This is a genomic window from Paenibacillus sp. FSL H7-0331 (assembly GCF_001956045.1).
In genome coordinates this window covers 204,922-216,128 of the sequence record NZ_MRTH01000013.1, presented here as the reverse complement: position 1 = coordinate 216,128, position 11,207 = coordinate 204,922, and the positions used below count along the sequence as shown (strand labels likewise).

General features: G+C 42.1%; 12 protein-coding genes. 2 read left to right on the top strand and 10 right to left on the bottom strand.

Going from position 1 to position 11,207, the window contains the following annotated elements; all coding sequences use genetic code 11:
* Window positions 1–238: 238 nt before the first annotated feature.
* The 6 genes from BK127_RS20755 to BK127_RS20725 form a co-directional block, all read right to left on the bottom strand.
* Window positions 239–646 carry a hypothetical protein gene (locus BK127_RS20755; RefSeq protein WP_076233417.1) on the bottom strand — a complete coding sequence of 136 codons (408 nt, stop codon included), beginning with the start codon at window positions 644–646 and terminating at the stop codon, window positions 239–241.
* 33 nt (window positions 647–679) lie between these two features.
* Window positions 680–1,003, bottom strand: a complete 324-nt coding sequence (locus BK127_RS20750) for a hypothetical protein (protein ID WP_076233416.1) — start codon at window positions 1,001–1,003, stop codon at window positions 680–682.
* 804 nt (window positions 1,004–1,807) lie between these two features.
* A complete protein-coding gene (locus BK127_RS20740) occupies window positions 1,808–2,143 on the bottom strand; it encodes a hypothetical protein (RefSeq protein WP_076233414.1) in 336 nt (111 codons plus the stop codon).
* Window positions 2,144–2,246: 103 nt separating this feature from the next.
* Complete coding sequence (locus tag BK127_RS20735) at window positions 2,247–2,801, bottom strand: YdcF family protein (RefSeq protein WP_076233413.1); 555 nt, start codon at window positions 2,799–2,801, stop codon at window positions 2,247–2,249.
* Window positions 2,802–3,311: 510 nt separating this feature from the next.
* Window positions 3,312–3,767: a DUF6884 domain-containing protein gene (locus BK127_RS20730; RefSeq protein ID WP_076233412.1), complete on the bottom strand. Its 456-nt coding sequence runs from the start codon at window positions 3,765–3,767 to the stop codon at window positions 3,312–3,314.
* A complete protein-coding gene (locus BK127_RS20725; RefSeq protein WP_076233411.1) occupies window positions 3,764–4,207 on the bottom strand; it encodes a hypothetical protein in 444 nt (147 codons plus the stop codon). The genes BK127_RS20730 and BK127_RS20725 overlap by 4 nt, the downstream gene beginning before the upstream one ends.
* A gap of 108 nt (window positions 4,208–4,315) precedes the next feature.
* Here BK127_RS20725 and BK127_RS20720 point away from each other — a divergent pair, with 108 nt between their 5' ends.
* Both BK127_RS20720 and BK127_RS20715 read left to right on the top strand, forming a co-directional pair.
* On the top strand, window positions 4,316–5,236 hold the full coding sequence (locus BK127_RS20720) for an aldo/keto reductase (protein WP_076233410.1): 921 nt from the start codon (window positions 4,316–4,318) through the stop codon (window positions 5,234–5,236).
* Window positions 5,237–5,393: 157 nt separating this feature from the next.
* Window positions 5,394–6,575, top strand: a complete 1,182-nt coding sequence (locus tag BK127_RS20715) for an MFS transporter (RefSeq protein WP_179097554.1) — start codon at window positions 5,394–5,396, stop codon at window positions 6,573–6,575.
* Between the two features lie 98 nt (window positions 6,576–6,673).
* Here BK127_RS20715 and BK127_RS20710 read toward each other — a convergent pair whose 3' ends face one another.
* The 4 genes from BK127_RS20710 to nikR form a co-directional block, all read right to left on the bottom strand.
* Entirely contained in the window at window positions 6,674–8,416 is a 1,743-nt protein-coding gene (locus BK127_RS20710; protein ID WP_179097553.1) for a putative bifunctional diguanylate cyclase/phosphodiesterase, read from the bottom strand.
* Window positions 8,417–8,583: 167 nt separating this feature from the next.
* A complete protein-coding gene (locus BK127_RS20705; protein ID WP_144026514.1) occupies window positions 8,584–10,254 on the bottom strand; it encodes a copper resistance CopC/CopD family protein in 1,671 nt (556 codons plus the stop codon).
* Window positions 10,255–10,284: 30 nt separating this feature from the next.
* A complete protein-coding gene (locus BK127_RS20700) occupies window positions 10,285–10,689 on the bottom strand; it encodes a DUF2203 domain-containing protein (protein ID WP_076233407.1) in 405 nt (134 codons plus the stop codon).
* Between the two features lie 19 nt (window positions 10,690–10,708).
* The gene (nikR, locus tag BK127_RS20695) at window positions 10,709–11,179 is read right to left on the bottom strand and encodes a nickel-responsive transcriptional regulator NikR (RefSeq protein ID WP_076233406.1); all 471 of its coding nucleotides are present in this window, start codon (window positions 11,177–11,179) and stop codon (window positions 10,709–10,711) included.
* Window positions 11,180–11,207 lie beyond the last annotated feature (28 nt).

Genomic DNA, 11,207 nt, shown 5'->3' with positions numbered 1-11,207 from the left:
TTATCAAACTTCTTCCGTTGCCCCATAGTATATCCCTCCACTTTTATTATAGAGGTTTTCTATGTGTCTATCTATTCGGGGCAGGGTCAGTATAAGGTTTTTCTTTCATCATGAACCTCCATAGTCTTAATCATTCTTATTTGGGCTTTTAACACCCAGCTACCTTCGTTACAATTGAAATTAGCTACTTTTCAACAGTATTTCCACCATCTTTTGTTTCCCTCTCTTAAATGATGTTTTATCCAATCCATAATTCGATTTCCTCAATAGATATGACTTCAATCTCATTGCAATATAATTTAAAATCATCTTCATTTTCAAAGTCTCTTACAAGATACTTTCTTGATTCCCAGCCACTATCCATAATATCCAAGATCTCAAATCCAGTTAATTGAATAGCAGTTCCACCTGCATTGAGTTGTAGACTACCTAAATTATGAAAACGAATTAATACCTTGTACTTCTTAGCTTTCTCTTTTGTGTTTAAAATGAAGTTAATGTCTAATATTGATTTATTATAAACATCGAACAAGGAAACCGTATCTATTTCAATGGAATACTTTAAGTCCCAGATAAATTGTAAGTCACTTAATGTGAAATCAGTAACTTTCTCTGTTACTAAACCGAAATTCTTAATATTTAACACAGTCTTTCACCATCCTGTTAATACAATTGTACTCTAAACATGTTCTTGATATGAAAAATGCTCTACCTGCATACCCTTTTCATTAAATACATTGAGTAACCTGGTCAAATACCAATTAATATCTGTTATTTCTATATTTGAATTTGAACTTATTAGCTTTCGTAATAATGTTACATTAACAGAGATCACTCCACTACATCTAAATAAAAATTGTCCTCCAATTCCTGTATCTTGCCATGTTAGAATAACGCCAATAATTTCCTCAATTTGTTCCTTTTTTTCTATGGTTTGTACAAGTGACTCAAAACTAATTTTTTCACTTTTCCAGTCAAACTTATCATCATCACCTATTGGCAAATATGATATTAAACCATTGTCATCTAGAGTCCAACCGAAATCTAATAAACTTCTTAATATTTTAGCTGCAGAATAATGTTGAGAAAAACTAAAATCGAAAGATGATGAAACTGAGATAATTGTTCACCTCCTCGTATTCAACTAGCACTTAATCAAACCATTGATTAATTACAATAATTGTTTTAGTTATATTTACATAAATACTTACTACTTCTTTGATTAGCTTAGATCATATGTCGTCCAACCTGCATTTATAATGTCCTGTTGTAACTTTGAAAACTTACTATAAGGGTTAAGGTAGGAAATTGAGCGAGAAAATTCAAATTTAAGCCGCGGCTCACTGAAAAATTCAATATACATGGGCTTTGCTGTTACATCACGCCATGCAACGCATCTGCTTTGTTGTTTTAAGTCCTGTATTTCCAATATAGACATTTTTTTTTTGCAAACCTATATAATAAACAAATCTATTTTTGCAATATTCAAAGTCAATGAATTTGTTTAATCCATATTCATCTTTGTAATACAAACCATTTTTATCAACTTTAACTATGTTCCTATACTCCATTAGATATCACCTAGTCATTTACTAAACTATACTCCTCGATCAATGCTTCATTTTCGCTCTTTAGATATAACATGCCAAATATGAAATAAATTCCAAATTCTATTGGTATTTTAAATCCAGACCTTGCTTCAACAAGTATCGTTATAATGCAGAGGACTAAAAGAAATATGAATGATTTAATAATGTTTTTTACACAATAACCAACTCGTTTTATCAATTTGAAATCCATGTTTTATCTATAAATCGTATTTGGGATTACTTTGTATTTCCAATCGCTTTAGACAATCCTTTATCAAGCCCAAGGCTTCATTAATTTCATCACAAGTTTGAAGGATTTCAATATAGTAAAAAACGATACCAGACCTTAACAACAAAATATCAAGATTTTCTTTGATATGTCCTTGAAACCGTAATCGTTTAATAGAATCTGTAATAGCTTTTCCATTCAGTAAAGAATTGGATAGCTCATTGGTTTTAGCGTGAATATTATCTATCGTCAATTTTTGCTTAGTCTCAAAACGAAGTTTTAACATTGAAAGTATGATCATGAGGTCAATATCATTGTCATCCATAATAATTCTCCTTGCAATTATAATTACTTTCAAGTAATTACCTATCGCTCGAATACATACCATCTGTATGGTCATGTATCATTTAATAGTTCTTCGTAACAAGCTATTTAACCCAAATCGGTATTTGTTTCCTAAAATATTTCCCTACTTTTTCTAACTCATTCATTACATACTTTATTTTTTCTTCATCTTTAAACCAGTTATCTTTTGAAGTCCCTGTTTTGTCTATCACTGGACTTACATAAAAAATAGTTTCTCTTGGAAAAACAAATTGATAAGTTAAAAGTGCTCTGCGAGCGTGATAATTTTTACAGGCTAAAACAACCTTTTTAGGGTGAATTTCTTGTTTGTGTAATACTTCCAGAGATAATCGTGCATTTTCAAACGTATTTGTCGCCTTATCTTCTTTTAAAATTGCTTCTGGAGGAACACCTAAAGACATTCCAACATTCCTTAGAAATTCCCATTCAGTTGTTTCTACGTGCTGGGTCGCACCACCAGAAGGTAGTATAAATGGAGCGATGCCTTGATGATATAATATTGCAGCTTCTTCCATTAATTGAGGATGACTAGCGCCTGGTATTAAAATAACATCTGATTGACCCAGCTCCGTTTCGAAAAACATAAAATCGCTAATACAGTCAAATGGAAAAGACATAGTAAGACCTCCTTAGTGTAAAAACAATAACCCATTATATACGAAATTGTAACTATATCTATAATAACCAATGATAAATGTCCGAGCCTTCTTTCACCTCAACATAACATATATTTCCAATATGTCCAAGTAGCTCTGATTACTAAATATGTGCGTCTGAAAGCGTGTTGAGCTTAGATAAAGTTTCAATTTTATGTATGCACGGCAGCTATGTGAATAATCAAAAAAAGCTTATCCTATTTGAAAGGAATAAGCCCTTTTTTATATTCATTTTTCAGTTAACTTAAAGAATGTACCAACTTACACTGAATATAAAACATTCAACTTATTTTCTAATGACTAGTAGAACCAGGAGCGTTAGCAACAGTCTTTTGACCCATATATAGATGCAAAACCGCTTCTGATACCAACATCGGACCGCTTCAGGCTTACAGGTTCCCCCCATCTAACACCAGTATTTAACAGAAATAAAACAAGGGTTCCTGGAAGACGAGCTTCTTTATGTCATACTTATTTTTGAGATGACGTTGCTAACAGCTCGTTGTTCAGCTTTTGCAGCATATAGCCAATCCCCTTGCAGTCACTTAACGGATAAGTCACGCTGAAGCTTGGATCATAAAGCTGACTCATGACGCGAGCGTGCTTTTTCCCGCCGAGCATGACGATATCCTTAATGTGATCAAGACGTTTATCTACAAGCTGCTGCCGAAGTGAATTGATGCTAATAATGTCTGTGCTTTTATGGTTGAAAGCCAGATCGTAATTAGAGGGAACGATATCATCGGGCAGCAGAAAACCGTGCTTGGCGGAAAGAATGACCCAATCGGTGAAGAAGGTCACTGCATATCGCTGGCAAGCCTTATGAAAGGCTCCAACATAGGCTTGTCTTGCTTCGGTTGGACCAGCGGCAGCGTGGATGTCCCATATTTTCCTGGACCCGCATGGAATGATGCATAATCGATTCATGGGGCAGCAGTGGCTGTCTTCAGGGTTGGGGTAATATATTCCGTGAATTTATCAGTGCCAACCTTCCAATCGATAGCGATTTTTTCTGTATCTTTCCAGGATGCTACTTTTGCTCTTTCGCTAAGAGCGATCGCCTGACCATTTTTTAACAGCAGAGGCGAAGTCACTTGATACAATATAGGCGTCTGGCCCTTATGTGTGATCGTTACAGATGCTTCATTAATTTCCTCTGTGGACAAGTACTGAATCGTGGTCACTTCTTCCAATGCATTATCTTTGACCAAGTAATTCACGTTTATCTTCCAATGCTCGGATTGCCCCTGTAGGGTTGCAGGCTCCAGCGCTGCACTTGGTGCTGGTGTAGCCGCTGAATTGCAAGCTGTCAGAACAGCTACTGCAAATAGTAGGACGATGAGGGGTGCTAATATACGGTTGCGCATTTCTCTAATCTTCTCCTTGTATGCTTTTAGCTTTATTATCTGCTTTTGACATCCGTTATGCAAATGTCGTTAAATAAAAGGATAACCATTATTCGAGGAGGGATACCTATGAAATATCGTCAATTGGGATCAACAAAGCTGAAAGTATCTGTAATTGGGGTTGGCACTTGGCAGCTTGGAGGCGAATGGGGTAAAACCTACACGCAGCAGGAAGCCGATGCCATTCTGGATCAGGCCAAGGAATCTGGCATTAATCTGATCGATACGGCCGAATGTTACGGAGATCATACCTCGGAGTCTCTTATCGGCAGTTACATTGAACGTGGACGCCGCGAGGACTGGGTAATTGCTACAAAGTTCGGTCACCAATTTCATGAGCATATGAACCGCTCCCAGCATTGGTCGCCACAGGAGGTTATCTCCCAATTGGAGGCATCGCTTCGAGCACTGCGTACGGATTATATCGATGTATATCAATTTCATTCCGGTACGGATGAAGCGTTTGATCAAGACGAGCTGTGGACTTTACTGCACAAGCAGGTAGAAGCAGGTAAAATCCGTCATCTGGGCACCTCCATAGGCAGCAATGATAATCTGTACCAGACGGAACGTTCGAATAAGGTCGGCTCCGAGGTGATTCAGGTCATTTATAATCGGCTGGACCGCAAACCCGAGGAGCGCGTATTCCCGGCATGTGAAGAACAAAATCTTGGGGTATTGGCCCGGGTTCCACTGGCCAGCGGTTATTTGAGCGGAAAATATAAGCCAGGCGCGGTGTTTGCTGACAATGACGTACGTAATGCGCATGATCGGAATGTAACGATAAGCAAGCTGGAGGAAGCTGAGCGCATCAGGCAGCACGAAGTACCCGAAGGCATGAATATGGCTACATGGGCTTTGGCCTGGTGCTTGAAGCATCCTGCTGTTACGGCTGTCATACCCGGATGCAAAAATGCGGAGCAGGTGATCTCCAACGCTGCAGCTGCCCAATACATTTCCGGCAACCACCCACAAAGCTGGAAAGCCTGATTGTGCGATTAATTACGAAGTTAGATAATCCATGTTTTTGAATAGTACCGTCCATGTAAATTGACCGCTTATCAAGGTATGCTAATCCGTGAACATACTTCAAGGGCCAATTTCTGCCTCTGTCGCCCTCATACGAAAGGTTCTGAAGCAGATGAAAGTGTCGACCCGTATTTATTTGGATGCCGGATTGCAAAACATGAAAAGCGTATTTTTCTTCACCTTTCTGGGAGTATTAATCGCCCGGCTGGGAGCTACTAATTTCCAAATTTCTTTATCCAATTCGCTTCCGCCTCTGTTTTGTGCGCTTTCGCTAGCTTTCCTTACGCGACAGCTCCCATTAACCAGAGGCGTTTTTTTGACAAGCGGATATGTGCGGCAGGGTGCATTTTTGTGCATGGCCTTTTCCGTACTGCTCCCGAATCCGATCCCTTATTTGATGATTTTCTGGTCAATCAATGCCGTTTCGGTCATGATCAGCAGTGCCCAGCAGCCAGCCATTTTACGTAAATGGGTGGAACCATCCGAATTTCCACGCATTTTTAGCAACAATAAAATTATAGGAATTATTATTGTAACAATAGGCAGCTTCACTGTCGGTCATTTTCTTGACATTTACAACTGGATGTTTCCCAGAAACTATGTCATTTCGATGCTGATCGGCTGCTTTGCCACTTTTGCCGGGATGTCGCTTATTGCCGAGCTCGCCCCACGTGAAAAAATGAAGTTCAAATGGTCCAAGGTTCATCCTTTCCAGGAATGTGATCGAAGAACCTGGTGGATCGGTCTTAATAATACAGGGATTGCAATGGTAGCACCTTTATTTGTCATTTACCATGTCAATGTGCTCAAGCTTAGCAACGCACAAATCGCCTATTTCGTCGTCACGGCGGGTATCGTCTCCACCCTGCTGCTTCCGGTAGCACGCCGTTTGATGGACCGCTACGGGATTCTCAAGGTATATGGCGTTGCTGTGATTGGTATGGCACTTGCGATAATCCCCTATGGATTTATTCAATCGTTCTGGCTGCTGCTCGTGATTCAAGGCTGGGTGGGTGTATGCCTGGCCGTCCATGAAGTTTCTTCACAGACCATGATGATGAATGAAGCCGCGCGGCATGACAAAGAAATGGCTTACTTCTCTGACTTTCAATTGGTCATGAACCTGGGCAACGGAATTGGAGCACTTCTGGCTGGTGCGCTAATCGCCTTTCTGCCGATCTGGGGCTGTTTTATTACCATTGCTATTATACGGGTACTTTTCTACCTGACATATCGTTCTTCACAAGCTAGTGAGGTCAAAGAGCAGCTTGCACTGCCGAACGCATCGGCCAAGCTGTAGGGGAGCGTTCCATGACATGCAGGCTTAGAAATGAATTCAAAAAACACTTCAACAACACTTTATTGGTGTGTTTGAAGTGTTTTTTGATTCGATTTTACTTATACGACATAATGTGTCGCAATCGTTGGCATCATCTGAGTAAGCTCATGCGCAGGCAGGGGCCTGCTGTATATGTAACCCTGGATTTCTCTGCAATGGACACTAGTCAGGAACTCAAGTTGCTCATTGGTTTCTACGCCCTCTGCGATAACATCCAGCTTCAAACTGTGGGCCATCGCTATAATCGCCTGAACGATAGCCGCATCATCCGGATCAAAGGTGAGCCCCCGCACAAACTCCTGGGCAATTTTTAGCTTATGGATCGGAAATCTCTTCAAATACGTTAATGAAGAATAGCCTGTTCCAAAGTCATCTATTGAAATCTGAACGCCGTGGTTGCGCAGTGTCTGCAGCTTATGAATAACTTGATCGACATGGAACATCGCTATGCCTTCCGTAATCTCAAGCTCCAAATATTGCGGATCCAAGCCACTTTCCTGCAAAGCATCCAGCACAACCTCAACAAAGCAGCCTTGATGAAACTGGATGGGAGAAATGTTGACAGCCATCTTCATCGGTTCAAAGCCTGCCTGCTGCCAAGCCACATTTTGCTTGCACGCCGTCCGCAATACCCACTCTCCGATTGGAATAATGAGTCCGGTTTCCTCTGCTAATGGTATGAATTCCCCCGGTGGTATTAAACCGAGGTTCGGATGCCTCCAGCGCAGCAGTGCCTCCATACCTATGATACGGTTATTCTCGATCTTAATCTGTGGCTGGTAGAACAAAACAAATTGCTCTTCCTCCAACGCTTTGTTCAACCATTCCTCCATGATCAAGGTTTGAATGGCCGTATCGTTCATCTCCGCTGTATACCTTTGGAATCCGGTCTTTCCATGCTCTTTGACTCGATACATCGCCGTATCCGCATTTTTCATCAGCGTGACAGGATCACCCCCGTCATCCGGATATAAGGCGATACCGATGCTGCAGCCGATGCGCAGTTCATGCCCCTGCAGCTTAAAGGGAAGCGTTAATTGGGTTAACAGCTTTTGTGCGACTTTATGTGCATCCTCTGCATTTGTTAATTCTTCGATAAGCACACAAAATTCGTCGCCTCCGGGTCGGGAAATGTGATCAATCGATCGCAAGCTGCTGCGCAGACGATCCGCTGCTTCAATAAGGAGCAAATCCCCAAAGTAATGACCGAACGTATTATTCACATTTTTAAAACGGACCAGGTCAATGAACAAGACAGCTAATGAATGCTTGTTGAGCTTATGGCGTACGATTGCGGTTTCCATGTGCTCCTCGAACATTTTTCGATTGGGAAGGCCTGTTAGCATGTCGTGATATGCCAGGAAAAACAGCTTCGATTCTAACTTTTCCTGTTGCCTGTTATCCATTAATGCAAAGCATAACATGGGCAGCATAAATAGAAGCAGTCCAGCAATATCGTATAACGTATACAGCATACCCTTGTGAATATCCGCATACGGAGTGAACATTCGGATACCCACCTCCACCAACTCTGCAATGACGAAAAGCAGAATCAACAAAGGAATAAAATAAGCCGTTTTCATCGCTCTCCGCCTAGCCAGCACATATACGAATGGAACGATTACGAGCAGGGCAAAACCTGTCATCAAATAATTCAACAAATCCAATTCCATTCCAAGTACAATTCTGGATGAGATGATTACGGTATATGAGCAGAACGTAACCAACCCAATGCATAGCAAGGAGGCATTATTCATGCTACCGCTTGTCCACTTATTTCCTTCTCCGACTTCATTGGACATAACCCTTTTATTATTCATGATGTGCCTCAGCTTCCTTAAAGGAATATCCTCTATCCATCTATATCCTCATTTTACCTTTTTCGATTAAATTCGACAATAGGAAGATAGACCAAAAGGCCTAATATCCAACTTAAAGATAATAGGCCTTTATTATTACTGCATCACGATTAAAATACACGAATTTCTTTGACATATACGGTCTCATCATCGTTACTGTTCATGGCACGTACTTCCAGCTTCCAATAACCAGGATATGGCAGATAAGCACCGCGAGACTTGTACGTGTACTGCTTCATTCCGTAGGTTTCTTCCATGCCATTATTATTGTCCGTTTGCTTCAACGGTACTTCAAGCGGCGCTATCTCGGGTGAACGCATATCCTGCAGCTTCAGCATGACCTGCTTAGGCTTGCCAAGCTCTTCCGGAAGCCAGATCTTCACCGTGAAGTCGTTCACTCCCGGGTTATTCGGTGAGATTTGCGCTGTCATATGAATTTTATCACCCATCACATGCCAGCTCAGCGGCTCGTTCGTTGGCAGCGGAGTTAAATAGGTGAATACACCGACAATTGCAACAATCATTAGTGCCAGGACGGCATCTATTTTAAGCAGGGAACCAATCCCCGAAAGCCCATTGCGTCGATGGTTGAAGCGAAGCAGTGAGCCGGTCACAATAACGAGCAATACTAGCGCGCTTTTGAACAACAATAGCTTGCCCCATTGAGTTTCTACCACATAGAGAACATCCGGAAGCATAATAAATACTGACAATACACCAGATACGGCAAGTACAGCCAGACTGGCAAGTGCGACCCCCGAAACACGCGGGAATAAGGCAATCGCTTCATCTCTGCTGCGTTTCCACAATACGAGAAGCATCAGCAGTCCTGCTACCCATAGGGATGAGGCAGCCAGATGAACGACATCCAGCATTACAGTCTGATTCACTGGCTCAAAGGCAGCCGCGTGGCCGTTCAAGCTTTTGAACAACCAAATGAGAACGACCCATAATAGATCAATCCATAGACTGCGGAATAACACGACAAACCCAAGAAGCGACAGCATAAGCGAAGCTACCCACACATATCCGATACTCGTATGCGTGAACAGCATGGCAAGCGCCTCTGAACCACCGTCCCCAACCATTGCAAACAAATGCGTGAACATCATAAAAATAAAAGCGACCACAAAGCCCCTTTGCAGCTGTAACGTCCAGCCTTGAAGCACAGAATGCGTAGTCTCTCCCTTAATACCGCTAAACCGCAGCCAAAGTACCCAGCCGGTAAACGCCAGCATAAAAGCATAATAAACGATTCTCGAGATGAAATGAATAATATCTGTAAATTTAACACCATCGGAAAGGCCTGATGTATGCAAATGTTCACTATTCCCCGTCGTACCTGTCGGTATATTACTTAGGGTTTGCCCAACAGCGAACAAATACGTCGAATCCACCGGATGCCCGTCCGAAGATATCACATGATAGCTAACCAGATAATTGCCTTGTCCCAGATTGGGCAGGTCCAGCGTCAGCTTTGTGCGCTCCTGATTGATTTGTGCCTTGTTGGTCGTAACCTGCTTTTTGTTGGTATCCATCACTCGAATCCAGAACACACCGTCTTCGAGACGTTCATTAAAGGTTAAAGCAATTTGGGCAGGTGGTTGATCCAGCTCCGCATTGGCAGGCGGTACGGATTCCAGTAAACCGGCATGTGCTCCTGCGAGTTGGGGTATTCCCAGCAGCAGGGTAAACACGAACAAACTGATGAGAAGCAGTCCCATCAGCCTTTGAACATACGCCGATTGCTTTCCCAGTTGCTTCATTCGTACACTTAACATACTCCCAAATCCTCCTCGTGCAGTCCCCGGTTATTCTTCGGCAAGCTTTTTTCTACCCGCAAAGCCCTCTTCCATTCCATGATAATGCGTAATACTGTCCTCTCCCTGCCGCCAACACAACAGTACCTCATGTCCGTTCCATATGGCTGGGAAATCGACGAGTCCCGTGTCAATGTCTTTTAATTGCACACCCTTTAATTCAAAGCTTTTGACAATCGTATTGCCTTCCATCTGTAAAAAATCCATTTCACATTCCAAGGTAAAAAATGGATCCCTGCCCGCAGGTGGCACATGCTTGCGAAAATAAGCTTTCAGCAGCTGCAGCTCGTCGTGTTTCTCTCGATATTGCTGTTTAATGCCTTGCAGCTTCTCAATATCCAATTTCACTGAAGGAATCATTGCATTAGCTTCTGCCAATGAAAAGAAAGTGGTCACATGATCATCCCCTATTCAATTAATTGTGATGATGGTCATCATGATGATGATGTCCATGTTCAGCGTGATCTGTCTCATCTACATGGGTCACGGAAAGCTCAGCATAGCCTACACCCTTTAACACCTGTATGCGCTGCTGCAGATCGCGAAGCCGACTGACAATTCCTCTAACTACAATGACCTCTAGGCATTGATGCTGGTTCAGATGAATGTGCAGGGTCGAATTGATTTCTTGATGGTACTGATGCTGAAGATCGGTTAGAACCATAGGCAAATCACTGACATGATGATCATACACCAGGACAATCGTTCCCGCAGCCATCTGTTCGGTTTGAATATGACCCGGCGCCAGCAGTGCTCTGCGAACCAAATCCCGAACGGCTTCCGAACGATTATCATATCCTTGACTAACCAGCATGGCATCGAATTGTTCGATCAGCGATTGCGGCATGGAGATGCCGAATCTGACGAGCGCTTCCTTCTCGTTCATATTTTTGTCTCCTTAGAGATTGCATAGT